Here is a 24,540-nt window from a genome sequence, read left to right as displayed (position 1 = left end):
TCCCGGTTACGCGGCGGCCTGCTCGCCGGTCGGCTCCTCGCCGGCCGGCAGCGGGCCCGGCGCGTCGATCAGACGGCTGAGCAGCTCCGGCCGCGCGGCGGGGGAGACGTCCGCGAGGAGCGCCGCCAGGACCGCGATCCGGGTCTGGCCCGCGCGCAGCGTGCCGCTGAGCACGGCGCCCGCGGCGACCAGGTCCACGGCGCCGCCGCCCGTGTAGATCTCGGCCAGCGGGCCCGCGGATACGCGCGTAGAAACGGCGACGAGGACTCCGCGGCGTACGGCTGCCGCCACCGCGTCGGCCAGCTCCGGCGTCGCGTTCCCCGCGCCCGTGGCGACGAGCACGATGCCGCGCGCGCCCGCGGCGACGGCCGCCTCGAAGAGCGTGGCGTCGGCGTCGCTGTGGTGCATGACGATGTCGACGCGCGGTATCGCCGTTCCGGCCTCCGGCGCCGGCGCCGGCAGCGGGGCCGGGCGGCTCGGCTTGTGGCGCAGGTCGACGCGGCCGAAGCCGAGGCGGCCGAGCGGTCCCGCGGACGGGTCGGCGAAGGCGTCGGCCGCAAGGGTCTGCGTCTTCACGGTGCCGCGGGCCGCGTGCACCTTCCCGTCGAAGGCGACGAGCACGCCCAGGTCCCGGACGTTCGCGGCGAGCTGGAGCGCGTCGTACATGTTCCCCGGGCCGTCGCCCTCGGCCTGGCCGAGCGGCTTCTGGGCGCCGGTGAAGACGACCGGGCGCGGGTCGTCGTGGTGCAGGTCGAGCAGGAACGCGGACTCCTCCAGGGTGTCCGTGCCGTGCGTGACGACGATGCCGTCGACGGCCGGGTCGGCGAACACCTCGCGCACCGTGCGCAGCAGCGTCAGCTGGAGCTCCGTCGTCATCCGCGAGCTGTTCACGTTGAACAGGTCGACGACGTCCACCTCGACACCCTCCGGCAGCGCGGCCGTCGCCAGCACCGTGTCCCCGCCTGCGTCGGCGGCGTAACCGGTGCCCTGCCAGCGGCTGGCGATGGTGCCTCCGGTGCTGATGAGGGTGATGCGTGCCATGTGACCTGCCTCGCCAGTGTCGGCGCTCCCGCGCGCGTGGGGGAGCGTATGTTCGATCTACAGCAAGGATAAATCGTGATCTGCGCAATCGGATTGCGAATCCTGGCCGATGATCGCGCGGGGCGTGGTGCATGATTGCGCCATGGACCGGATCGACCTGCACATCTTGCGCGAGCTCCAGGAGGACGGCCGCTTGAGCAACCAGGACCTCGCCGCCCGCGTCGGCCTCAGCCCCTCCCCATGCATGCGCCGCGTGCGCCAGCTGGAGAAGGACGGCGTCATCCAGGGTTATCGCGCGATCGTCGACCCGGAGGCCGTCGGCCGCGGCTTCGAGGTCCTCGTCTCCATCGAGGTGCGCCGCGACCGCGCCTCCGTCGAGGCCTTCGAGCGCGCGCTCCAGGACATCCCCGACGTCATCGAGGCGTACCGCCTCTTCGGCAGCCCCGGCTGCATGCTGCGCATCGCGGTCGCCGACCTCGCCGCGTACGAACGGCTGTGGATCGAGCGGCTCACCGCGCTCGACGGGGTCACCGAGGTGAACTCGCAGATCATCATGAAGCGCATCAAGGAGCCGAAGGGGCTGCCGGTCTGAGCGGCGGCAGCCCCTTCGGCCGGGGCCTACCGCTCCCGCAGGCTCAGCACCAGTTCGCGCGGCAGCCCGTGCGTGTCGTGCAGATAGTGCAGGTCCTCCTCGGTCAGCGAGCCCCGGAACCGCCGCCGTGACAGCAGCTTCCTGCCGCGCTCCAGGAGCCGGTCGAAGCTCTGCTCCTCGTCGAGCAGCACCCGGCGCACGGACGACGGGTCGACGTCCTGGCGGAAGTGGTCGAGGGTGTGCCGGATCAGCTCGACCGGCAGGTCCCCGAGCGTGCGGGTCGGATCCTCGCGGCGCAGCACGGTGAGCACCCGGCGGATCAGCCGGCGCAACACGTACCCGCGCCCGGTGTTCGACGGCCGCACACCGTCGCCGACAACCACGACGGACGAGCGCAGATGGTCGACGACCACCCGCAGCGACGGCTCGTCCAGCGGCCACAGTTCCGGAAGGAGCCGCCGCCACGGGTCGAAGACGTCGCACTCGAAGACCGACGTCCGGCCCTGGAGCAGCGTGGACAGCCGCTCCACGCCGAGCCCGGTGTCGACGTTGCGCTGGGGGAGCGGCACCAACGAGCCGTCGTCCAGGCGCCGGTAACGCATCGTCACGTGGTTCCACACCTCCACCCAGCGCTCGTCCTTGGTGGGGCTCGACTCCGGCGGGGTGTCACCGGTCCACAGGAAGATCTCCGAGTCGGGGCCGCACGGTCCGGTCGGCCCGTTGTCCCACCAGTTGTCCTCGACGGTCTCCTCGACCGGCACCCCGCGCCGCTCCCACACGTCCCGCGAACCGGTGTCGGGACCGACCTGCCCGTCGCCGCCGAACACGGTCACGTACAGCATCCGCGGATCGATGCCGAAGCCCTCGGTGAGCAGCTCGTACCCCCACTCCAGGCTCCGCGGTCCCTCGTAGTCGCCGAGCGACCAGGTGCCGAGCATCTCGAAGACCGTCAGATGCGTGGGGTCGCCGACCTCCTCCAGGTCCGTGGTCCGCAGACACCGCTGTACGTTGACGAGCCGTCGGCCCAGCGGATGGGGGCGGCCCTCCAGGTACCCGGTGAGCGGATGCATCCCGGAGGTGGTGAACAGCACCGGGTCGCCGGGCGGCGGCAGCAGGGTCGAGCCGGTGATTGGGCGGTGGCCCCGGTCCTCGTAGAACTCGGTGAACGTCCGGATGACGTCGTCGGTACGCATGGGGTGACTCCTTCGCGTGATGCGGGCGAAGGCGCCGGAAGCGGCCGGACGGAGCGTGCTGGGCAACGAAAAAACCGGCGGCCGTTTCCGGTCGCCGGTGGAAAGGGTGAAGACGTCAGGCGGCGGCAACCGGCGAGCTGGTCGCTCGCGCGGTCGCGGTGCTGAAACTGCGGCCCATGACGTTCATACGTCGACGATAACGCGGGCCGTCCGAACCGGGCCAGGGAATTTCAGTAGCGGCGCACCGCTCCCCTCGCCACCGAGGACAGCAGGGAACCGATGGCGATGCCGATCACGAGGTACACGCCCGCGGTGCCGAGCTTCGCCTGCCACGTCAGACCCGTCGTGAACGGCAGCAGCACCATGACCGCCGTCGCGAGACCGATGATCCAGGTGAAGAAGCGCTCGGGCCGCGGGGTCGCCACGATCAGCAGGTGGAGGAGGACGGTCGCGGCGAGCGCCGCCACCGCCGCGCCGCCCGCGAGCGCCCCGGTGGTCGCGTTGCCCATCAGCCCGTCGCCCTCCGGCGCGAACACCGGGACGTCGAGCACACCCCGCACGAGGAGGAGTGCGACCACCGCCGTGAGCGCGGCGATCACGGCGGTCATCAGCCCGCCCGCCCACAGCTTTCCGGCGTCGAGGCGGGGCTGCGGCTGTGGCTGCGGTTCGGGTGCGTGGCCGGGGTCGGCCTGGCCGTACGACTGGCCGTAGGACTGGCCGTAGGACTGGTGCCCGTAGGGCGAGTTCTGTGGATCCACGATGAGGCTTTCCGGTCGAGTTCCGGCAACGGCGCATGTCCGGTGCAGTATTACCCGCCCCATTCGCCCCCGCATTTCGGTCGGATCATCCGGGGCATCCGGTGGCCGCGCCGTTCACCCGCCTGGCGCCGTCCGCTCGCCCGGCGGCGGCGCAGCGGTTCCCCTTGCATTCAAAACAGCGCGCTCACCCGCGCCGACAAGGAGGCAACCGTGGCGGACGACACGACGCCCTTGGGCCCCGAAGGGCAGGCCGAACTCGCGCGGCTGCGGGGTCGGGTGGCCGAGCTGGAGGCCGAGCGCGGGGGCGGCCGGCGGCGCCACCGGGGGCGGTCGTTCCTCGCCGTCGTCCTCATCGTGATCGGCTGCGTCCTCGCGCCGCTCGGCATCGTCGCGTCCTGGGCGGCGGACCAGGTCGGCGACACCGACCGCTATGTCGACACCGTCGGCCCGCTCGCCTCCGACCCCGACATCCAGAAGGCCGTCGCCAACCGCGCCACGGACGCGATCATGCAGCGCATCGACCTTCAGGCGCTCCTCACCGAAGTGGACACGAGCGACCGGCCGCTCGTGGAGAAGTCCCTCGGCAAGCTGGGCGACTCCCTCGAAGGCGCCGTCCGCAGCTTCGTCCAGGACAAGGCGCAGGGAGTCGTCGCCTCCGACGCCTTCGAGAACATCTGGAAGCAGACCAACCGCAAGGCCCACAGCGCCCTCGACAAGGCGCTGACCGGCAGCGGCGGCGGGGCGGTCAAGCTGGAGGGCGGCGACACCGTCACCCTCGACCTCGGCCCGGTCGTCGAGCAGGTCAAGCAGCGCCTCGTCGACTCCGGCCTCACCGTCGCCGGGAAGATCCCCGAGGTCCACACCGACTTCACGCTCGTCACCAACGACAACATCGGCAAGACCAAGACGTACCTGCGGCTGCTGCAGGTGATGGGCAACTGGCTGCCCGTGCTCGCGCTCGTCCTCGTCGCCGCCGGTGTGCTGGTCTCCGTGCGCCGCCGCAGGTCGGTCGTGGCCGCCGCCCTCGCGGTCGCCGTGAGCTGCGGGCTGCTCGCGATCGGGCTGCGCGTCTTCCGCGTGATCTACCTCGACCGGCTGCCCGCGACCGTCTCGCAGGACGCGGCGGCAGCGGTCTACGACACCATGACGCACTTCCTGTTCACCATGGTCCGGATGGTGGTCGCACTGGGCGTCGTCGTCGCGCTCGGCGCGTGGCTCACCGGGCGCGGCAAGCGGGCGGGCCTGGTGCGCGGGCTGTGGATCTCCGGCATCGACGGCGCGCGGCTCACCGCGGACCGGGCCGGCTTCCGCACCGGGCCCGTCGGCCCGTTCGTGCGCCGCTACCGAACCTGGATCGTCTGGATCCTGATCGCGGGCGCGCTCCTCGTCTACCTGCTGTGGTCGTACCCGACCGGGTGGGTGGTCGTCGGCATCGCCCTGTGCCTGCTGTTCCTGCTGGCGGTGGTGGAGTTCCTCGCGGCGGAGGGCGGCGGGGGCGCGGCGGACGCGCCGAACGGGACCCCGCCCACGCCGACCGCGGTCTGAGACGGCGGCCGGGGACGGGTGACGGCGAGGTGAAGATGACGGCGATGGGAAAGGTCGACGCGGCCACGGTCGGCCGTATGACGGACACTCTCTTCATCGAGCGCTCGTGGAAGAGTCCGAGCTCGACCCGGTTCTGGGGTCTGCTCGTACTGGCGGCGGTGATCGCGAGCGCGGGCGTGGTGGGCGACTCCACGGCGACGGTCATCGGCGCGATGATCGTCGCCCCGCTGATGACGCCGATCCTCGGCAGCGCGCTCGCCCTGGTCCTCGCGGACCGCTCCCAGGTCGTCCGGTGCGTACTGCTCGTGCTCGGCGGGGCGCTCGCGGTGGTGGCGATCGGGATGCTGCTGGGGTGGATCGCGGCGCCGCCCGACGACTTCGCGTCGAACTCGCAGGTGTCCTCGCGGATCAGCCCGCGCCTCATCGACCTGCTGGCGGCGCTGGCCACGGGCACGGTGGGGGCGTTCGCGCTGGTCCGTGCGGACATCTCCGACACACTGCCGGGTGTGGCGATCGCCATCTCGCTCGTGCCGCCGCTGGCGGTCACTGGGCTGCTGATCACGGTCGGCCGCTTCCACGACGCGGGCGAGTCCGCGCTCCTCTTCGCGACGAACGTCGCCGCGATCGTGGCGACCGGGACCGTGGTCTTCCTCGTGTACGGGATCCGGGGCGCGGCCCAGGAGTCCGCGCAGTACGTGGGGGAGTTCCACGGGCGCACGCTGGTGGCGGTGGTCGGGGTCCTGGTGCTGATCGCGGTGCCGCTGACCACGGGCACGGTGTCGGTGTGGCGGGACCGGCTCCTCGTGGCGGACGCGCGGCCGGTCGCGGAGGAGTGGGCGGCGAGCGGGAAGTGGCAGATCGCGTCCGTGGAGGCACGGCAGGGTGTGGTGGTCATCGGCGTCCTGGGCCTGCCACCGCAGCCGGCCCCCACGGCGCTGCGCACCGCCCTGGACCGCAACGGCATGTCCGACGCGGACCTCGAACTCCACCTGGTGGGCGGCCGCACGCATTGGTGTGCGGCGGGCGGCGTGACCTGCGAGGTCCGGGGCACGGGCTCCGGTTGACCTCGGCCGGTGCCGGTATTTCAAGCCTCTGCGGCGATTGAGCAGCGGGGTCCGGGGCAGAGCCCCGTGGGCGGGACCACGGGGCCGCGGGTCAGGCGGGGAGCCGGGCCAGGATCGACCCGAAGTCCGCCGCAGGCGGCAACGTGCCGAAGGCCAGGCCCCGGTCCCCGGCCAGACGGGTCGCGCAGAACGCGTCGGCGACCGCGGCCGGCGCATGCCGTACCAGAAGCGACCCCTGAAGCACCAACGCCGCCCGCTCGATGAGGCGGCGAGCCCGAAGCTGCGCGTCCTCGGGCGAGGCCAACTCGCCCTGGAGCTCACGCCACGCGGCATCCAACCTCGCATCCGCCCCGGCCGCCGCCTCGACCTCCCCCCGGAACGCCTCCAAGGACTCCGGCTCGCGGCCCAACGCCCGCAACATGTCGAGGGCGTTGACGTTCCCCGACCCCTCCCAGATCCCGTTGAGCGGCGCCTCCCGATAGAGTCGCGGCATCCCTGACGCCTCGTCATAACCGTTGCCGCCCAGGCATTCCAGCGCCTCCGCGACCGCCACCGGCTGCCGCTTGCACACCCAGTACTTGCCGACCGCCGTGGCGAGCCGCAGGAACGCCCGCTCGCCCGTGTCCCCGCGCTGGGCGCGATCCGCCGCCCCCGCGAGCCGCAGCCCGAGCGTCGTCGCCGCCTCCGACTCCAGGGCCAGGTCCGCGAGGACGTTCCGCATCAACGGCTGGTCGATCAGCTTCGCGCCGAACACCGAACGGTGCCGCGCGTGGTGCGCCGCCTGCGCGAGCGACTCGCGCACGTGCGCTGCCGAACCCAGGACGCAGTCGAGCCGCGTCATCGTCACCATGTCGATGATCGTGCGCACGCCCTTGCCCTCGTCCCCGACGAGCCAGGCCACCGTGTCGTCGAACTCCGGCTCGCTGGACGCGTTCGACCGGTTGCCGAGCTTGTCCTTGAGGCGCTGGATCCGGAAGGTGTTGCGGCTGCCGTCAGGAAGCACACGCGGGACCAGGAAGCAGCTCAGGCCCCCCGGCGCCTGCGCAAGCACCAGGAACACATCGTTCATCGGCGCCGACGTGAACCACTTGTGGCCCCGCAGCCGCCACGTGCCGTCCGGCTGCTCGACCGCGGCCGTCGTGTTCGCGCGCACGTCCGTGCCGCCCTGCTTCTCCGTCATGCCCATCCCGGCGAGCAGCCCGCGCTTGTCGGCGGGGGCGCGGAGCCCGGGGGCGTAGACGGTGCTGGTGAGCAACGGCTCGTAGACCTTGGCGAGTTCGGGCGTGCGGCGCAGCGCGGGCACCACCGCGTACGTCATGGAGACCGGGCACATGTGGCCCTGCTCCAGCATCGTGGCGAGCATGAAGGTGCCGGCGCGGGCCACGTGTGCGCCGGGGCGTTCGTCGGCCCAGGCGGAACCCGCCGCGCCCGCGGCCACCGTCGCGCTCATCAGCGAGTGGTACGAGGGGTGGAAGTCGACCTCGTCGACGCGGTTGCCGTAGCGGTCGTGGGTGCGCAGCTCGGGCTCGTGCCGGTTGGCCTGGTCGGCCCAGACGCGGGCCTCCTCGCTGCCGACGTAGCGGCCGAAGCGGTGCAGTTCGTCGATGTGCCACTCGGCGCCCTCGCGGCGTACGCCGTCGAGGAGCACCGGGTCGTACGCGGCGTCGTGACCGGTCAACGGCGGTGCCTGGTTGGTCACTTCGTGCGTCACCGAGGGGTTCGAGGGCATGCGGGTCTCCTCCAGGGGGAGCGGGTCAGTCGGTCGGTGCGCCCGCGCAGCGCAGGGCCAGGGCGGTGAGTTCGGCGACCAGTTCGTCGGTCGCGGCCTCGGCGCGCGCGCCGAGCGGGTCGACGAGCACCTCGCCGATCGCGCCGGTGAGCGCGGCGGCGGTGATCTCGCCGTTCTGCTTCGGGAGCAGTCCCGCCGCCATGCCCTCGCGGAGCACCTCGGTGTAGAGGGCGTAGTAGCGGCGCCGGTAGTCGAGGCGCTCCGCCGCCACCTTGGGGTCGGCGGGGGCGGCCAGCAGGGCGTAGGCGAGGCCGCGGTTCTCCAGGGCGCGCCGGGTGAAGATCTCGACGCCGCGCCGCAGCCGGAGCACCGGGTCGCCGTCCGCCTGAAGCACCTCGCCGAGGACGGTCACCTCCCGCTCCGCCGCCCGCCGGAACACCTCGACCGCGAGCGCGGCCTTCGACGGAAAGTGCTGGTAGACCGAGCCTGCCGCGATCCCGGCGGCGTCCGCGACCGCGGTCACGGACGCCTGCGCCCAGCCCACCTCGGCGACGACGGAGGTGGCGCAGGCGACCAGATGCTCGCGCGCCGCTTCGAGGCGACGAATTTCGGCGGGGGTCTTGCGGTAGGCCATGCAAGCAGTGAACCATCATTCAGAGTTTCCCGCCATGGTCGGTTGCGCACCGCTTCCATGCGGGTTCCGTCGGCAAGGCTCGTCAGGAGAACGTGATGCACCTCAGTGCCCTGCTGGACAGCGCTGTTCGCTCGGGCAGTACCAAGGAAGCCGTCGTCTACCGCGAACAGCGGTGGAACTACCGGGAGTTCGGCGACGTCGCGCGACGGGCCGCCACCGTGCTGAGCGCGGCGGGCCTGGGCCCCGGCGACCGGCTGGCCGTGATGACGTGCAATACCCCGGCCTTCCTCTTCGCCGCCTTCGGCGCCTGGTCCCTGGGCGCCACGCTCGTGCCCGTCAACCACAAGCTCCAGACGGACGAGGTGGCGCGCCAGCTCAAGCACTGCGGCGCGCGCGTGGCCCTCGTCGACGCGGAGATCGGCGAGCGCGCCACCGCCGCGGACGCGGACGTGCGCTGGCTGGTCAGCCACCCCGACGCCCCGGCGGACGCGCTCCCGGCCGATGCCTTCGAGGCGCTGCTCGTCGCCGCCGCGCCATGGGCAGGCGAGGAGCGTCCGGACAGCGACGTGGCGGAGATCCTCTACACGTCCGGCACCTCGGGCACGCCCAAGGGCTGCGTCCACTCGCACCGCACCGCCGCCCTGACTGCCGCGTACTCCGCGGCGACGATGTCGATGCGCGGCGACGAGCGCTTCCTGATCTGCATGCCGATCTGGCACGCGGCGCCGCTCAACAACATGACGCTGGGCACCCTGTTCGCCGGTGGCACGGTCGTGCTCCAGCGCGAGTACGAGCCGCGCGGCATGCTGGAGACCATCCAGCGCGAGCGTGTCACGGCCCTCTTCGGCGCGCCCATCGCGCTCATCGCCCCGACCCAGGCGGTGCCCGACTTCGCCGACTACGACGTGTCGTCCGTCCGCGCCTGGCTCTACGGCGCGGGCCCGCTCGACGCGGACACCGTGCGCCGCCTGATGAAGGCGTACGGCACCGAGAACTTCCAGCAGGTGTACGGGATGAGCGAGACGGGCCCCGCGGGCGCCTCGCTCACCGCGGCCGAGCACGCGGACAAGGCGGGCGCGATCGGCCGCGGCGGCATGCCCGGCGTGGACCTGCGCGTCGTCCGCCCCGACGGGAGCGACGCGGAGGCCGGCGAGAGCGGCGAGATCTGGCTGCGCACCGACACCCGGATGCTCGGCTACCTGGACGACGAGGCGGCCACCGCCGAGGTGTTCGTGGGTGACTGGTACCGCAGCGGTGACCTGGGCCGGATCGACGAGGACGGCTATGTCACGCTCGTCGACCGGATGAAGGACGTGATCATCACCGGCGGCGAGAACGTCGCGTCGCAGGAGGTCGAGGGCGCGCTGCGGGGCCACCCCGACGTGCTCGACGTCGCCGTCGTCGGCCGTCCGCACCCGCAGTGGGGCGAGACGGTGGTGGCCTTCGTCGTGCCGCGCGAGGGCGCGGGGCTCGACCTGGCCGGGATGCGCGAGTGGCTGGAGGCCCGGATCGCCCGCTACAAGGTGCCGCGCGAGCTGATCCTGCGTCCCGCCCTGCCGCGGACACCCTCCGGGAAGATCACCAAGCACGTGCTGCGGGCCGAACTGGCCTGAGCTGCGCGGCTGTAGGGTCTCGGCATGGCCGATGAGCAGGTACAGCAAGCGCGCAGAGGGCCGGGCCGGCCGCGTCAGGAGCACGTCACCAGGGCCGTGCTCGAAGCCGTCGTGGAACTGGTGGCGGAGGAGGGCATGGGCGCCCTGACCATGGACGCCGTCGCGACCCGTGCGGGCGTGAGCAAACCGGCCATGTACCGGCGCTGGCCCACCAAGCAGGATCTGATCATCGCCGCTGCCGAGTCCCGCGTCGGGGCGCTGACGGTGCCCGACATGGGCGACTTCCGGGCCGAACTGCGCGCGGTCCTCATGGAGCGGGTGCGCGCCTACCGGCAGCCCGGCGTGGGCCGGCTGCTCGCCGGTGTCATCGCCGCGGCGGCGGAGGCCGGCGCGGGTCGCGAGGCGTTCCAGGCGTACGTGACGCGGGTGACGAGCGAGACGCGGCACCTGCTGGAGCGCGGCATCGAGCGCGGCGACGTGCGCCCCGACGTCCCGATCGTCGACGTCACGACCCTCATCGCGTCCTCGCTGGTCTTCCGGCTCGTCGCCGAGCAGCGGGCGCCTGAGAAGGAGCTGGTCGACTCGGTGGTGGACCTGATCGGCAGGGCGGTCGACGTCCGGCCGTGACGGGCGTGACGTGACCGGCCGCTGACTCTCGGCCATCTCTCGTACGCATCGGGCAAGTTGGGGCCGGGTGCGGCTTTTGTGCTGCCCGCGCGGCGACCCTCGACCCCCGCGAAACTTTCCTGAAATCCATCACCCCCGACCCCTTGCCCCGCCACGAATCAATATCGATACTGTCGGTTACGTAATAGCGTTCGCTGTTGGGAGGAACCCCCATGCACGACGTCGCGACGGCCCCCGTCGAGGACCCCAAGCCGATCCTGGACAAGCCCCTGATGCGCTACGGGCGCCGCGTCCTGGACCGGCTCGCGCCGGGCGCGGAGCAGGTGGCCTACAAGCTGTTCGAGGTCGACCCGCTCACCCCGCACTTCGGGGCCGTGCTCGGCGGCGTCGACCTGACGAAGCCGATCACCGAGGAGCTCGCCGACGAGCTGCGCGCGGCGCTCCTGGAGTGGAAGGTGATCTTCTTCCGGGGGCAGACCGGCTTCAGCCCCGAGAACCACCTGGCCCTCTCCGCCGTCTGGGGCGAGCCCGAGCCCAACCCGTTCTTCCCGAAGACCGAGACCGTGGGCCTGTCCCGGCTCGCCAAGGACGCCAAGGCGGCCGGCAACAAGAACATCTGGCACAGCGACCACTCGTTCATGGTCAACCCCTCGCTCGGCGCCGTGCTGCGCGCGATCGACGTGCCCGCCGCGGGCGGCGACACCATGTGGTGCGACATGGGCGCCGCGTACGACAACCTCCCCGACGACCTCAAGGAGCGCATCGAGAACCTCACCGCGGTCCACGACTGGGAGGCCAGCTGGGGCGCGCTCATGAACGACGAGCAGAAGGCCGCCTTCCGCGCCAACTGGCCGCAGGTCGAGCACCCCGTCGTGGTGCGCCACCCGCGCAGCGGACGCAAGACCCTGTACGTGAACGAGCCGTTCACCCGGCACATCAAGGGCCTGTCCGAGGAGGAGAACCGCGAACTCCTCGACATCCTCGTGCTCCAGGCGCGCATCCCCGAGTTCCAGATCCGCTTCAACTGGGCGCCGGACTCGATCGCGATCTGGGACAACATCGCCGTCCAGCACTACGCGGTCAACGACTACTTCCCCGCCAAGCGCGTCATGGAGCGCATCGCCATCGCCGGGGTACCGCTGTCGTGACCACCGCATCCGCCGTGCGCGACACGGGAGTCGACCCGGTCGCGCGCGGGAGCCGCCGCGCATGGACGGTGACCGCGCTCCTCGTCGTCTTCATGATGGTCAACTTCGCGGACAAGTCCGTGCTCGGCCTCGCCGCCGACGAGATCCGGGCCGATCTGCACCTGAGCGCCACCCAGTTCGGCGTCGCCAACAGTGCGTTCTTCCTGCTCTTCTCCGTCGCCGCGATCGTCGTCGGGATGGCGGCCGACCGGGTCTCGCCCAAGCTGCTGCTCCTGGTGATGGCCGTGCTCTGGTCCGTGGCGCAGGTGCCCGCGGCCGTCGGCGGGGGCCTCGCCGTGCTCATCGGCTCCCGGGTGTTCCTGGGCGCCGCGGAGGGGCCGGCCTTCCCCGTCGCCCAGCAGGCCACGCTCTCCTGGTTCCCCAACGACAAGCGGAACCTGCCCGGCGCGCTGATCACCATCGGCATCACGCTCGGCGTGATCATCTCCTCGCCGGGCCTGTCCTGGGTGATCCAGCACCACGGCTGGCGCTCGGCCCTGTGGGTGCTCGCCGGGATCGGCGTGGTGTGGGCCGTGCTGTGGACACTGTTCGGCGCGGACAGCCCGCGGGCCCGCGCGAGCACGACCACGAAGGCCGCCGACGACGGCGCGCCCACGGTTCCGTACCGGAGGATCTTCGCCAGCCGTACGTGGATCGGCACCACCCTCGCGTACTTCACGAGCTACTGGTCCGTGGCCCTGATGCTGGTGTGGATGCCCTCCTACCTGCGCAACGCGCTGGACTACTCGGCGGCCACCGCGGGCAAGCTGGTCGTCCTGCCCTGGGCCGTCGGCGCCGTCGTGCTGCTCGGGCAGGCCGCGCTCACCGGGCGGCTCATGCGGCGCGGCGTCGTCAGCAGGAAGGCCCGCGGCTGGGTCGGTGGCTGCATGCTCGCGATCGGCGCCGTCTGCTGCCTGCTGACGCCGTTCGTCGACTCGGTGCCCGCGCAGACCGTGCTCGTCGCCCTCGGCTTCGGCTTCAGCGGCTCGTACGCCACCGTGGCCGCGACCACCGTCGCCGAACTCGCCCCCGCGACCCGCAGCGGCGGCGCGCTCGGCCTCATGAACGCGCTCGTCACGGTGTCCGGACTGCTCGCGCCCGCCGTCGTCGGCGCCCTCGTCGACGCGCAGGGCGACGCGGGCTACCAGCACGCCGTGCTCGTCACCGGAATCCTCGTCGCGATCGGCGCCGTCCTCGCCTTCGCCCTGATCGACCCGGAGCGCGACCGCGCCCGGTTGACGGGCTGACCGGACGTCACGCAGCCTGCCCTTACCGGGGGTTACCCCCAGATGGCATGATCGTCCGACGAACACCCCCACCTCTCAGCCCACTTCACCCCCACCCGCGTTCCCCAAGGAGTTGACCGTGAGCGCCGCAGCAGCACTCGACACCTCACCGCTGGACCAGGCCGTCCGCGACCTGCGCGAGCACGCACCGTCCTGGACCGCGACCCCGCTGGACGAGCGGATCGCGCTCCTGGAGCGGACGCTCCCGCGGATCGCCGAGGGCGGCGCCGTGATGGTCGCCGACGCGTCCGCCGCCAAGGGCTACGCGGAGAACTCCGAGTGGGCCGCCGAGGACTGGATCACCGCGCCGTGGGCCCTCGCCCAGACGATCACGGCGTATCTGCACGTGCTGCGCCGCCTCGCCGCCGGCAAGGAGCCGCTCGACCCCAAGTCGGTGCGCGGCCACGAGGGCCGCACCGTCGTCGACGTCTTCCCGACCCTGACCTCCGACCGCCTGCTGCTCAACGGCTTCACCGCGCAGGTGTGGACGCTGCCCGGCACCACCCGCGAGCAGGTCCTGGCCCGCGCGGCGGGGGAGTACCGGGGCCGCCAGGCCGAGCCGGCCGTCTCCCTGGTGCTCGGCGCCGGCAACGTCGCGTCGATCACCCCGCTCGACATCCTCCAGAAGCTGTACGCGGAGGGCGAGGTCGTCATCGCCAAGATGAACCCCGTCAACGCCTATCTGCGCCCGCACTTCGAGAAGGTCTTCGCCGAGTACGTGGACCGCGGCTGGGTCCGCTTCGTCGACGGCGGCGCCGCCGAGGGCGCCTACCTCACCGGGCACGAGGACATCGACACCATCCACGTCACCGGCAGCGAGCGCACCCACGACGCGATCGTGTGGGGCACCGACGAGCAGGCCGAGCAGCGCCGCGAGCAGGACACCCCGCTCAACGAGAAGCCGTTCACCAGCGAGCTCGGCGGCGTCAGCCCCTGCATCGTGACGCCGGGACCGTGGAGCGACGCCGACTTCCGCTTCCAGGCCGAGCACATCGTCACCAGCAAGCTGAACAACTCGGGCCACAACTGCATCGCCACGCAGGTCCTGGTGGTTCCCCGCGAATGGGACGGCACGGAGAAGCTCCTGGCCGAGATCCGCAAGGTCCTGCGCGAGCTGCCGCCCCGCCCCGACTACTACCCGGGCGCCGCCGACCGCGTCGCCAAGGTCACCGACGCCCACCCGGCGGCCGAGAAGCTCGGCATCGACGACTCCTGCCGCGTCCTCGTCCCCGAGATCGAGGGCATGGACGACGTCCTGATCACGGACGAGGTGTTCGCGAGCGCGCTCGGCGTGATCCGCCTGCCCGGCGCCGACGCGGCGCACTTCCTCGCCGCCGCCACGGAGTTCGCCAACGACAAGCTCCCCGGCACCCTCGGCGCCACGCTGCTCGTCCACCCGAAGACGGAGCGCGCCCACTCCGGCGCGGTCGCCGACGCGATCGCCGCGCTGCGCTACGGCACGCTGGGCGTCAACGTCTGGTCGGCCTTCGGCTTCCTGCTCGGTTACACGCCGTGGGGCGCCTTCCCCGGCAACACTCGGAAGGACATCGGCAGCGGCATCGGCTTCGTGCACAACGCGTTCATGCTGGAGGACATCGAGAAGACGGTGGTGCGCGCCCCGTTCGCCCCGTCCCCGCGCGGCCTGTTCACCGGCTCGCCGTCCCTGTCCCCGCGCCCCCCGTTCTACGTCACGAACCGCACGGGCCTGACGACGATGAAGCGCCTCACGAACTACGCGACGGCACCTTCGGCCGCAAAACTCCCGGCCATCTTCGCGTCGGCACTGCGCGGCTGACCAAATCAAGCCCCTGCGGCGATTGAGCAGCGGGGCCCGGGGCAGAGCCCCGCGACGCAGGACCGGCCCGCCGCAACGAAACTCCGGCCGGCTCACCGTGTGGGGCGGTGGGCCGGCCGGTACCACTCACCCGTTGAGCACACGCGCCTTCTCGCGGGCGAATTCCTCATCCGTGAGCAACCCCTGCGCCTTCAACTCCGCAAGCGCCTGAAGCTGCGCCACCCGGTCCGTCCCACCGGCTACCGGCGCCGCCTGCGGCGTAGGCGGCATCGGCGGAGCCATCTGCGCCTGCATGTCCATGTCGCGACGCATGTCGCGCTCGGCCATCCTGCGGTTCACCCGCCCCGAGACCGCGGACGCGGTGCCGGAGATGACCGCCGTGCGGGCCATGGTGCCAAGGAGTCCGGGCCGTCCGAATCGTTGCGGCATGCTGACCGTCCTCTTCGTTGTCGTGCGTAGGTGTGTCGTCAGGCCGTGGCAAGGGCTTCGATGGCCTCGTCGACGGTCTCTCTCGGGATCCGCTCCAGCATCAGGACCTGCCCGTTCGAGTCGCGCACGGCCGTGCCGAGGCGGGCGGCCCAGGTGTTCTCCCAGGCCAGGACGAGCGCGGAGGACTCGGCCGGAAGGTTGTCGGAGACCGTCTTCAGGTCCTCGTCGCTGAGCAGGTCGAAGCGCACGTCGGCCACCTGCTGGAACAGCTCGGTGACCTCGGGGTCGCCGAGCTCCACGACATCGACGGAACCGTCGGCCGCCTTACGGATGAAGCACAGGTCGAGGATCCGTACGGTCCCGTCCTTCTGGAGGTCGCGCAACGCGGGCGCGACATCGCCGCTGAACCGGTTGCCGGCGAAGGCGAGCACGGCGACATCCACCGGGCCGACGGTGTCGGCGTTGAGGCCACTGGCCACGGGCGAGCACCTTCCCTAGGTTGCTTATCCGAACAAAACGGATGAAACAGATGAAACGGATACTAGGGCGAGCGTACAGCCGGGGCGAGCCCGGCGGCCCGGGCCGAAGGGCCCGGGCCGGCTCATCGACGGGACGCGTACGCGGGCTGCGGGGACTGCGTGTCCAGGAGTTCGGCGAGGCCCTGGCGGGTGGCGGCGAGGACGACCCGGTCGGTCGGCCGCAGCACATAGCCGGGGTCCGTCCGCCAGACGGGGCCGGGCTCCGGGGCCGCCGGCTCGTCCTCCTCCGGGACCGTCGCCGGGTCGGTACGCCGCGCGCCGGGCGCGGTGGTGTCGACGGCGAGCACCCGCCACGCACCGGCCCGGAACGACGCGGCGACCGTACGCCCCGCCAGATGCGGGTGGTCCGCCACGTCCAGCGCGGCGAACAGCAGCACACGGCGCTCGACCGGGATCGCGCCGAGTACCTGGCGGCCCATCATCGCCCCCGCGAAGGCGGGCGCCGCGAGGGTCGTGACGCTGCGGCTGCGGGTGAGGGCCAGCGGATGGGCGGCGCGCAGCGTTCGGTAGACGGCGGTGGCGAAGGCGTCGTCGTACAGGCGCAGGCTCACCTGGAGGTCGGGCTTGACCGAGCGGGCGTACAGGGCGGCCTCGAGGTTGGTGGTGTCGAGGCTGGTGAGGGCGAGGAAGGCACGCGAGCGGCTCACCTTGGCGGCCTCCAGGACGCCCTCGTCGCGTACGTCGCCGATGACCGTCGGCACGCGCAGCCGGCGGGCCAGGGGGATGCCGCGGGCCTCCGGGTTCTCCTCCACGCACACGACGGGGACGCCGAGTTCGTGCAGCCGCGCCAGGACGCGGGTGCCGATCTTGCCGAGGCCGAGCAGCACGATGTGCCCGGACAGGCCGCGCGGCGGGCGGCGCAGCGCGGAAGCCGTGCGGAAGGTGCCCATCGCCTCCAGGACGGCGGCCATGAGCACCGGCAGCAGCAGCAACCCGGCGAAGCCGGTGAGGAGTTGGATGATCTGCCGGGCGGTGGGCTCGCCGATCGCCGGGTCGTCGATGGCGAACAGATCGAGCATGGTGAGATAGCCGGCCCGCCATGGATTCGACTCGGTCGTCGCCCAGGTGGCGAGCGCGAGGCCGAGCACGCACACCACGAGCACCGCGAGCGACCAGCGCACCCGGCGTGAGAACAGCGAGCCGAGCGGCAGCGCCCGCGCGGCGAGGCGCCGCGGCGGCAGCGCGGGCTCCGACGGTGTGACCGTGTCGAGGACGACGCTGCCGCGGCCGACCGCCGCGGCGATCTCCCGGTCGTCCGGCAGCAGCACCGGCTCCTCCTGGCCCGAGGTGTCCGAACCCTCCGTGTCCGACGGGTCGTTGTTCGACGAGGACAGGATCGCGAGCGTGCACAGGCCGGGGGCCGCGGGTGCCCGGCCCCGGCCGCGCGGAGCGCGCTCCACCGCGCGCAGCAGGAGCCCGTCGGCCTGCACCACCTTGCCGCTGCCCGCCACGGCGGTCGCGGCGAGCGCGGGCGCGGCCGTGTCGGCGTCGGACAGGATGGTGGTGGACGTGTCGAGGCCCTCCCCGACGAGCTCCGGCTGGGCCAACGCGGCGGCCTGGTCCAGGAGTTGGGCCAGGTGCTGGCCGAGCTTGCGGTCGAAGAGCCGGATCACGAGGCGCAGGCGGGGATTGAGGCGGCGGGCCGCGAGCGCGGCGCGGATATTGGTCTCGTCGTCGTGCACCAGGGCCAGCGCGTCGGCCCGCGCCACGCCCGCCTCCGTCAGCGCGTCCTCGCTGAGCACCGCGGCCTCCATGACGCGCGGCGCCTGCCCGGCGAGCGAGTCGTCCTCGGACGGCGCGAGCCGGCCCATCGCGGCCTGCACCCGGCTCAGCAGCGCGGCGGCCCGGATCCGGCCGCCGCCCTGCGCGGGTTCGCCCGCGGTGCGCGTCGACGGTACGACGATGGTGACCTGGGCGCGGTACAGCTCGCGCAGTTCGGTGCCGAGCCGTTCGGCCAACGCGTCGTCGCCGCACACCACCATGTGGCGGGGCAGGGGCGTCTGTTGGGACTGCTCGGAGTCTTCGGGCTGCTGGGGCTGGTGGGGGAGTGACACCGTGTCATGGTGCGTGTTCGATGGGTGTGTCGTCCACCGACACCGGGGACGACCACGTGAAAAACCGGTGGCGGGGGGATGGGGGCCGTGGTTATCGTCACCGGAGTTGGGGCGGCCACGGCCGCCGTGGAGCGTGCGCCGAGTGCGTGATCGAGGAGGTGTCGACCGATGGCTGTCGTCGAGACGGGCGTTGCCCGCATCCGGAAGTTCATCGAGTCCACCTCCGTGGCCACCGGCTGACCTCAACCTTTCCGCGAGTTCTTCGCGTTTCGTGTGCCGGGGCCACCCTTTGAAGGGTCACCCCTTGTCCTCCTCCTCTCCTCGTTCTCTCGACGCGTACGGCTGGGACGCCGACTGGGCGGACGCGTTCGAGTCCTTTGCCGAGCGCGGCCTCGTGCCCGGCCGGGTGCTGCGCGTCGACCGCGGGCGGTGCGACCTCGTCACGCCGGGCGGGGTCGTGCAGGCCGACACCGAGTACGTCGTGCCCCGCGATCCTTCCCCAAGCTCTCAACTGCGTTCGAGCAGGGGAGACCCCATGTCGCTCATCTGCACCGGCGACTGGGCCGCCGTCGACCCGGTCGGCGCCGACCCCCGCTACGTGCAGGCGTATCTGCCGCGCCGGACCGCCTTCGTGCGCTCCACGTCCTCCAAGCGGTCCGAGGGGCAGATCCTCGCCGCGAACGTCGACCACGCGATCATCGCGGTGTCGCTCGCCGCCGAGCTCGACCTCGGGCGGATCGAACGGTTCCTCGCCCTGGCCTGGGAGTCGGGTGCGCAGCCCCTGGTCGTCCTCACCAAGGCCGACCTGGTGCCGGACCCGGTCGGCCTGTCGTATCTCGTCTCCGACGTCGAGACGACCGCGCCCGGCGTGCGGGTGCTGCCCGTCAGCGCGCTCGGCGGGGACGGTACGGAGGTGCTGCGGGCGGTCGTCGCCGACGGTACGTCCGTGCTGCTCGGTCAGTCGGGGGCCGGGAAGTCGACGCTGGCCAACGCGCTCATGGGCGCGGATGTGATGGATGTGCAGACCGTCCGTGACATGGACGGCAAGGGCCGCCACACCACGACCACCCGCAATCTGTTCGCCCTGCCGGGCGGCGGCGTGCTCATCGACACGCCGGGGCTGCGCGGGGTCGGTCTGTACGACGCCGAGAGCGGCGTCGGGCAGGTCTTCGCGGAGATCGCGGGGCTGGCGGAGGACTGCCGGTTCCACGACTGCGCGCACACCGTCGAGCCGGGGTGCGCGGTGCTGGCGGCGCTGGAGGACGGTTCGCTGCACGAGCGCCGTCTCGACAGCTACCGCAAGCTCCTGCGCGAGAACGAGCGGCTCGCCGCCCGGACGGATGCGAGGCTGCGGGCCGACATGCGGAAGGTGTGGAAGCAGCGGGGGGCGGAGGGCCGCGCCGCGATGGAGGCGAAACGGGGCCGTCTGCGGTAGCCGTTGGGCTGGGCAAATCAAGCCCCCGCGCCTCAATCGCCGGCGGGGCTTGATGACAGCGCCGCGTCCGATTCCCGCCAGCCCCGCGGCGAGCGGCACGGCACACTGAAAGCGTGATGACCGACGAAGACACGCGCTACGAAGCCGTCCGCAGCCGCGACGCGCGGTTCGACGGGGAGTTCTTCTTCGCCGTCGAGACGACCGGGATCTACTGCCGGCCGAGCTGCCCCGCGGTCACCCCCAAGCGGCACAACGTCCGCTACTACGCCACGGCCGCCGCGGCCCAGGGCTCGGGCTTCCGGGCCTGCCGCCGCTGCCGCCCCGACGCGGTGCCGGGCTCGGCCGACTGGAACGTGCGCGCCGACGTCGTGGGCCGCGCGATGCGGCTCATCGGCGACGGGATCGTCGACCGCGAGGGCGTCGGCGGGCTCGCCACCCGGCTCGGCTACAGCGCCCGCCAGGTGCAGCGCCAGCTCACCGCCGAGCTGGGCGCGGGCCCGGTCGCACTCGCCCGCGCCCAGCGCGCCCACACCGCGCGCGTCCTGCTCCAGACGACCCCGCTGCCGGTCACCGAGATCGCGTTCGCGGCCGGGTTCGCGAGCGTCCGCCAGTTCAACGACACGATCCGCGAGGTGTACGCCCGCACCCCCACGCAGCTGCGCGCCGACGCGCCGGAGGGCCGCCGCACCGCGGCTCCCGCCGCCGGCGTCCCGCTGCGCCTCGCCCACCGCGGCGGGTACCGGGCGGGCCCCGTCTTCGACCTGCTGGGCTCCGAACTCCTCGACGGGGTCGAGGAGTTGACCGGACGGCCCGGCGCGCGCACCTTCCGGCGCGCGCTGCGCCTCCCGTACGGCACTGGTGTCGTACGCGTCGACGAGACCACGCACGACCAGCCCGGCGCGCAGGCCGAGCACCGGGGCGGCTGGCTCGACGCCCGCCTGCAGCTGACCGATCTGCGCGATCTGACCACCGCCGTCGGCCGCCTGCGCCGCCTCTTCGACCTCGACGCCGATCCGTACGCGATCGACGAACGGCTCGCCCTCGACCCGCGGCTCGCCCCGCTGGTCGCCGCCCGCCCCGGAATGCGCTCGCCCGGCGCCGCCGACCCCGACGAACTGGCGCTGCGCCTGGTCGCCGGGCGCGCGGAGGCCGCGCGGCTCGTCGAGCGGTACGGCAAGCGGCTCGACGCGCCCAGCGGCACCGTCGACCGGCTGTTCCCCACCCCGGACGACCTGTCCGAAGAGCCCGGCCCACTCGGCGCGCTCGCCCGCGCCCTGCACACCGGCGCGCTCCGCCTCGACCCGGGCGCCGACCGCGACGACGCCGAAGCGGTGCTGCGCACGCTGCCCGGCATGAGCCCGCGCACCGCCGCCCTGATCCGGCTGCGTGCGCTGGGCGACCCGGACGTGGGCGTGCCCGACGACGACTTCCCGACCGACGACGCGTGGCGCCCCTGGCGCTCGTACGCGCGTCAACACCTCACCGTAGAAGGACAGTTGTGAACACCGAACGACACACCACGTACTGCACGACCGTGCCCAGCCCGCTCGGTGAGCTGCTGCTCACCGCCGATGCCTCCGGCGCCCTCACCTCCCTCTCCGTCCCCGGGCAGAAGGGCGGCCGGGTCGTCGGCGAGGACTGGGTGCGCGACCCCGCGCGCTTCACCGCGGCCGAGCGCCAGCTCGCCGCCTACTTCGCCGGTGAACTCAAGGAGTTCGAGCTGGAGATGAGGCCCGAGGGCACCGAGTTCCGGCGGCGGGTCTGGGACGCGCTCGACGACGTGCCCTATGGCGCCACCACCACGTACGGCGAAGTGGCCGCCCGCATCGGCGCCTCGCGCGCCGCCGTCCGGGCCGTCGGCGGCGCGATCGGCGCCAACCCGCTGCTGATCGTGCGGCCCTGCCACCGGGTGATCGGCGCGACCGGCGCGCTGACCGGATACGCGGGCGGCCTGGAGAAGAAGGTCGAGCTGCTGACCCTGGAGGGCTCCCTCTGAACGACAGGCCCTAGGTCCCCGGACCGAGCGCCACCGCCGCCGTGTATCCCTCCGGCACCGGCACGTCCCGCAGCGTCCAGCCCTCCGGCGCGCCGGGGGAGTCGGCCAGTGCGCCCACGTAGTCGCGGTCGGTGCCGCGGGAGAGGCCCGTGCCGAGGCCCTTCAGGTAGGCCTCCTTGCGGACCCAGGCGCGGGCCACCGCGAGCCGGCGTTCCTCAAGGTCCGCGAGGGCGGCCAGCTCCACGCGCTCGCGCGGGTGCAGCACCGCCGTGAGCTCTTCCGCGACCTTGGCCGACAGCAACTCCTCCACATCGGCGCCGACCGGCGCGGGCGCCAGCGCCACCAGGGCCAGGTCGCCGCTGTGGGAGAGGGAGAAGTGCAGATCGGGGGCGTCCGCGAGGGCCGGGCGGCCGTGCGGGCCGCCGCATCCGGGGCAGGGCAGACGCGTGAACCGTACGTCGCCGGGGGCGCGGCCCAGCCGCTCGCCCAGGACGGCGCGGAGCGCGAGGTGCGCGGCGACGTAGCGCACCCGGTGCCGGTCGAAGTGGAAGGCCTCGGCGCGCCGCCTCTCGTCGGCGTCGAGCACGTCGGCGACGGCGAGCGCGTCCGCCACGCCCCCGGCCGTCTCCACCAGCCACAGCCCGACCGCCCCCGCCGCGGGCAGTTCCCGCACACCGCCGTCCATGCCGTCCCCCTCACCCGTTCCTACGCGTCGCGCTTCGCGCGGCCTCGCACCCGCACGATCACATACGTCACGAGCGCGATCACCGCCGCCCCGAGCACCACCTTCGAGAGCACCCCGACGTACCGCTCCACGAGATCCCACTGATCGCCCAGCCAGTATCCGGCCAGGATCAGCGCCGCGTTCCAGACCAGCGAGCCGACCGCGGTCAGGGCGAGGAACACCGGCAGCCGCATCCGCTCCACGCCCGCCGGGATCGAGATGAGGCTGCGGAAGATCGGCACCATTCTGCCGAGCAGCACCGCCTTCGTGCCGTGCCGCTGGAACCACGCCTCCGTGCGCTCCAGGTCCGAGACCTTCACCAGCGGAATCCGGCCCCACAGCGCGTACATCCGCGCACGGCCGATGACCCGGCCGACCCAGTACAGGACCGCCGCGCCGACCACCGAGCCGAGCGTCGTCCACACGATCGCCGAGACGAGCGTGATCGAGCCCATGCTCGCGGCGAAGCCGGTCAGCGGCAGGATCACCTCGCTCGGCAGCGGCGGGAACAGGTTCTCCAGGGCGATCAGGAATCCGGCGCCGGGGCCGCCGAGCGTGCCGATGAGGTCGGCCGCCCATCCGGCCAGGCCGGAGGTGGGCTCGGCCGTGGCGGCCTGGGTCAGGGAATGCATACGAGGCGTGTCTCCAGCGTGGACGTTGCCCCGATGGTAATGGTTCGGCAAAGTCCGCCGCTCAGCCCCAGATCACAGCGCCCAGCCAGGCCCCGACGATCAGCAGGCACGCGAACAGCTCCACCAGCACGTTGGAGCCGCCCGCCCGCATCGCCGTGCGCGTCGACGCGAGCGCGTCCCCGTGGCTCCCGAGCCGCAGCCGCTCCGACACGTAGATCCCGCCCATGAACCCCGGCACCGCCCCGACCACCGGCAGCACGCAGAACCCGATGACCGCGCCCGCGCCCGCCCAGAACTCCAGGCTGCGGGTGGCGCCCGCCTGCCGCAGCCGGCGCGGCGGCAGCTGCCAGCGCAGGACCTGGGAGGCCAGCAGGACGACGGTGGCGCCGACGAGGATGGCCCAGGCCAAGCCGTTCGGCTCCCGCAGCGCCCACACGGCGACCGCGGCCCACACGAGCCACGACCCGGGCACCCCCGGCACCAGTACCCCGCACAGGCCCAGCGCCATCACGGCGCCGACCAGGAGGAGTTCCCACGCTCCCATGTGCACAGGGTCCCCCAAGCGCGGCGAATGCGCAGGTCAAAACAGTCCCCACGGGGGTCAGCGGGCCACCCAGCCCCGGTCGTACGCATGCCACCCGAGTTGCAGCCGCGTCGTCACGCCCGCCAGCTCCATCAGCCGTTTCACCCGCCGCTGCACCGTCCTGAGCCCGAGGTCCAGCTGCTTGGCCACACTCGCGTCGGTGAGCCCGGCGAGCAGCAGCGAAAGGATCTCCAGGTCCAGGCCGTCGGGCCCCTCCGCCGCGACCTCCTCCACGTCTCCCGCCGCCCCGAGCCGCAGTGGCAGCGCCTGCCGCCACACCGCCTCGAACAGCCCGTTCAGAGTCTCCAGCAGACCGCTCGCGTGCACCACCAGCGCGGCGGGCTCCGCGGCGTGCCGGGTCAGCGGCACCATCGCGAGCGCGCCGTCGGCGATCACCAGCTTCGTCGGCACCCGGTCCACGACCCGCACCTGTTCGGCCCGGCCCATCGCCGCCGACAACTCGGTCAGCCCGGCCGGCATCGAGAGCACCTCGCGTTCGATGACGACGCGGTAGCGGACGCCACGCTTCACGGCCTGCGGTTCCGCGTCGTTCTCCGTGGCGGGCACCGCGATCGGATTGCCGGTGACGAGGGCGCACACCTCATCGGCCGCGCCGAGCTGGATCTGAAGGAACCGCTGGGCCGCGGCCGCCGCCCCCGTCACCACCTCCACCAGGTCGTGCGCCGCGGGCTCGGTGGCCTGCGCCCGGAACTCCGCGGCGAGCCGGGCCGCCGCGAGCTCCGCCTCGTCCAGCTCGTGCCGCCGCTGGGTGAGCAGCGCGCCGAGCGCGACCCCGGGCGGCGCCGCGACCCAGCGGCCGGGCCGCGCCGAGGACTGGGCGGCGAGCCCGTGCTGCTCCAGGCGGCGCAGTGCGTGCTCGGTCTCGGGCTCGGCGCGGGTGAGCCGGCGCGCCAGATCGGGGACGTCGGCCGCGCCCACCGCGACGAGCGCCCGGTACGCCGCCTCGTGCCCCTCGTCCAGACCTATCGCATGCAGCATGCGGCGATCCCCTCCCCAGTGAACCGTTCCAACACCTCCCCCGTGGCGGGAAACAGCCACGGCACATTCCCGCCGCACCCATCTT

Annotated in this window: 23 protein-coding genes; 11 read left to right on the top strand and 12 right to left on the bottom strand. The window is 72.8% G+C overall.

Going from position 1 to position 24,540, the window contains the following annotated elements:
* Window positions 1–6 precede the first annotated feature (6 nt).
* Complete coding sequence (locus ACIA8D_RS25230) at window positions 7–1,041, bottom strand: asparaginase (RefSeq protein ID WP_399235681.1); 1,035 nt, start codon at window positions 1,039–1,041, stop codon at window positions 7–9.
* 142 nt (window positions 1,042–1,183) lie between these two features.
* Here ACIA8D_RS25230 and ACIA8D_RS25225 point away from each other — a divergent pair, with 142 nt between their 5' ends.
* Window positions 1,184–1,633: an Lrp/AsnC family transcriptional regulator gene (locus tag ACIA8D_RS25225; RefSeq protein ID WP_399235679.1), complete on the top strand. Its 450-nt coding sequence runs from the start codon at window positions 1,184–1,186 to the stop codon at window positions 1,631–1,633.
* A gap of 26 nt (window positions 1,634–1,659) precedes the next feature.
* On the opposite strand, the gene ACIA8D_RS25220 is transcribed toward ACIA8D_RS25225, so the two are convergent.
* Window positions 1,660–2,826 carry an alanine--tRNA ligase-related protein gene (locus ACIA8D_RS25220; protein ID WP_399235677.1) on the bottom strand — a complete coding sequence of 389 codons (1,167 nt, stop codon included), beginning with the start codon at window positions 2,824–2,826 and terminating at the stop codon, window positions 1,660–1,662.
* A gap of 230 nt (window positions 2,827–3,056) precedes the next feature.
* Window positions 3,057–3,584, bottom strand: a complete 528-nt coding sequence (locus ACIA8D_RS25215; RefSeq protein WP_399235675.1) for a DUF6069 family protein — start codon at window positions 3,582–3,584, stop codon at window positions 3,057–3,059.
* A gap of 210 nt (window positions 3,585–3,794) precedes the next feature.
* Here ACIA8D_RS25215 and ACIA8D_RS25210 point away from each other — a divergent pair, with 210 nt between their 5' ends.
* Complete coding sequence (locus ACIA8D_RS25210) at window positions 3,795–5,129, top strand: hypothetical protein (protein ID WP_399235674.1); 1,335 nt, start codon at window positions 3,795–3,797, stop codon at window positions 5,127–5,129.
* A 35-nt stretch (window positions 5,130–5,164) separates the two neighbouring features.
* On the top strand, window positions 5,165–6,193 hold the full coding sequence (locus ACIA8D_RS25205; RefSeq protein ID WP_399235672.1) for a DUF389 domain-containing protein: 1,029 nt from the start codon (window positions 5,165–5,167) through the stop codon (window positions 6,191–6,193).
* A gap of 91 nt (window positions 6,194–6,284) precedes the next feature.
* Here ACIA8D_RS25205 and ACIA8D_RS25200 read toward each other — a convergent pair whose 3' ends face one another.
* Together ACIA8D_RS25200 and ACIA8D_RS25195 are read right to left on the bottom strand one after the other, a co-directional pair.
* Window positions 6,285–7,922: an acyl-CoA dehydrogenase family protein gene (locus tag ACIA8D_RS25200; RefSeq protein WP_399235670.1), complete on the bottom strand. Its 1,638-nt coding sequence runs from the start codon at window positions 7,920–7,922 to the stop codon at window positions 6,285–6,287.
* Between the two features lie 25 nt (window positions 7,923–7,947).
* Entirely contained in the window at window positions 7,948–8,556 is a 609-nt protein-coding gene (locus tag ACIA8D_RS25195) for a TetR/AcrR family transcriptional regulator (protein WP_399235668.1), read from the bottom strand.
* A gap of 95 nt (window positions 8,557–8,651) precedes the next feature.
* Between ACIA8D_RS25195 and ACIA8D_RS25190 the strand changes: the two genes are divergently transcribed.
* The 5 genes from ACIA8D_RS25190 (at window position 8,652) to ACIA8D_RS25170 (ending at window position 15,064) form a co-directional block, all read left to right on the top strand.
* Window positions 8,652–10,169: a class I adenylate-forming enzyme family protein gene (locus ACIA8D_RS25190; protein ID WP_399235666.1), complete on the top strand. Its 1,518-nt coding sequence runs from the start codon at window positions 8,652–8,654 to the stop codon at window positions 10,167–10,169.
* A gap of 24 nt (window positions 10,170–10,193) precedes the next feature.
* The gene (locus ACIA8D_RS25185; RefSeq protein ID WP_399235665.1) at window positions 10,194–10,796 is read left to right on the top strand and encodes a TetR/AcrR family transcriptional regulator; all 603 of its coding nucleotides are present in this window, start codon (window positions 10,194–10,196) and stop codon (window positions 10,794–10,796) included.
* A 212-nt stretch (window positions 10,797–11,008) separates the two neighbouring features.
* Window positions 11,009–11,944 carry a TauD/TfdA dioxygenase family protein gene (locus tag ACIA8D_RS25180; RefSeq protein ID WP_399235663.1) on the top strand — a complete coding sequence of 312 codons (936 nt, stop codon included), beginning with the start codon at window positions 11,009–11,011 and terminating at the stop codon, window positions 11,942–11,944.
* Window positions 11,941–13,230 carry an MFS transporter gene (locus ACIA8D_RS25175; protein ID WP_399235661.1) on the top strand — a complete coding sequence of 430 codons (1,290 nt, stop codon included), beginning with the start codon at window positions 11,941–11,943 and terminating at the stop codon, window positions 13,228–13,230. Before ACIA8D_RS25180 ends, ACIA8D_RS25175 begins: the two co-directional genes overlap by 4 nt.
* Before the next feature lie 118 nt (window positions 13,231–13,348).
* A complete protein-coding gene (locus ACIA8D_RS25170; RefSeq protein ID WP_399235660.1) occupies window positions 13,349–15,064 on the top strand; it encodes an aldehyde dehydrogenase family protein in 1,716 nt (571 codons plus the stop codon).
* Window positions 15,065–15,190: 126 nt separating this feature from the next.
* On the opposite strand, the gene ACIA8D_RS25165 is transcribed toward ACIA8D_RS25170, so the two are convergent.
* The 3 genes from ACIA8D_RS25165 to ACIA8D_RS25155 all read right to left on the bottom strand — a co-directional run bounded on the left by ACIA8D_RS25165 (window position 15,191) and on the right by ACIA8D_RS25155 (window position 18,014).
* Window positions 15,191–15,493 carry an SHOCT domain-containing protein gene (locus ACIA8D_RS25165; protein WP_399235658.1) on the bottom strand — a complete coding sequence of 101 codons (303 nt, stop codon included), beginning with the start codon at window positions 15,491–15,493 and terminating at the stop codon, window positions 15,191–15,193.
* Between the two features lie 38 nt (window positions 15,494–15,531).
* On the bottom strand, window positions 15,532–15,972 hold the full coding sequence (locus ACIA8D_RS25160) for a DUF6325 family protein (RefSeq protein ID WP_399235655.1): 441 nt from the start codon (window positions 15,970–15,972) through the stop codon (window positions 15,532–15,534).
* 122 nt (window positions 15,973–16,094) lie between these two features.
* A complete protein-coding gene (locus tag ACIA8D_RS25155) occupies window positions 16,095–18,014 on the bottom strand; it encodes an NAD-binding protein (RefSeq protein WP_399235697.1) in 1,920 nt (639 codons plus the stop codon).
* A 376-nt stretch (window positions 18,015–18,390) separates the two neighbouring features.
* Between ACIA8D_RS25155 and rsgA the strand changes: the two genes are divergently transcribed.
* The 3 genes from rsgA to ACIA8D_RS25140 all read left to right on the top strand — a co-directional run bounded on the left by rsgA (window position 18,391) and on the right by ACIA8D_RS25140 (window position 21,517).
* Window positions 18,391–19,521 (top strand): ribosome small subunit-dependent GTPase A, encoded by a 1,131-nt coding sequence (gene rsgA, locus ACIA8D_RS25150; protein WP_399235653.1) that lies wholly within the window; start codon window positions 18,391–18,393, stop codon window positions 19,519–19,521.
* Between the two features lie 116 nt (window positions 19,522–19,637).
* A complete protein-coding gene (locus tag ACIA8D_RS25145; protein ID WP_399235651.1) occupies window positions 19,638–21,023 on the top strand; it encodes a DNA-3-methyladenine glycosylase 2 family protein in 1,386 nt (461 codons plus the stop codon).
* The gene (locus tag ACIA8D_RS25140; RefSeq protein ID WP_399235649.1) at window positions 21,020–21,517 is read left to right on the top strand and encodes a methylated-DNA--[protein]-cysteine S-methyltransferase; all 498 of its coding nucleotides are present in this window, start codon (window positions 21,020–21,022) and stop codon (window positions 21,515–21,517) included. The genes ACIA8D_RS25145 and ACIA8D_RS25140 overlap by 4 nt, the downstream gene beginning before the upstream one ends.
* Before the next feature lie 10 nt (window positions 21,518–21,527).
* Here ACIA8D_RS25140 and ACIA8D_RS25135 read toward each other — a convergent pair whose 3' ends face one another.
* The 4 genes from ACIA8D_RS25135 to ACIA8D_RS25120 all read right to left on the bottom strand — a co-directional run bounded on the left by ACIA8D_RS25135 (window position 21,528) and on the right by ACIA8D_RS25120 (window position 24,455).
* A complete protein-coding gene (locus ACIA8D_RS25135; RefSeq protein WP_399235647.1) occupies window positions 21,528–22,202 on the bottom strand; it encodes a 4'-phosphopantetheinyl transferase family protein in 675 nt (224 codons plus the stop codon).
* Window positions 22,203–22,222: 20 nt separating this feature from the next.
* Entirely contained in the window at window positions 22,223–22,873 is a 651-nt protein-coding gene (locus tag ACIA8D_RS25130) for a DedA family protein (protein WP_399235645.1), read from the bottom strand.
* Window positions 22,874–22,934: 61 nt separating this feature from the next.
* Window positions 22,935–23,417: a DUF456 domain-containing protein gene (locus tag ACIA8D_RS25125; protein WP_399235644.1), complete on the bottom strand. Its 483-nt coding sequence runs from the start codon at window positions 23,415–23,417 to the stop codon at window positions 22,935–22,937.
* A gap of 57 nt (window positions 23,418–23,474) precedes the next feature.
* Window positions 23,475–24,455 carry a helix-turn-helix transcriptional regulator gene (locus ACIA8D_RS25120; RefSeq protein WP_399235642.1) on the bottom strand — a complete coding sequence of 327 codons (981 nt, stop codon included), beginning with the start codon at window positions 24,453–24,455 and terminating at the stop codon, window positions 23,475–23,477.
* Window positions 24,456–24,540 lie beyond the last annotated feature (85 nt).

Source organism: Streptomyces sp. NPDC051684 (genome assembly GCF_044453445.1).
Classification (GTDB): domain Bacteria; phylum Actinomycetota; class Actinomycetes; order Streptomycetales; family Streptomycetaceae; genus Streptomyces.
This window is presented reverse-complemented; position numbering and strand designations above follow the sequence as displayed.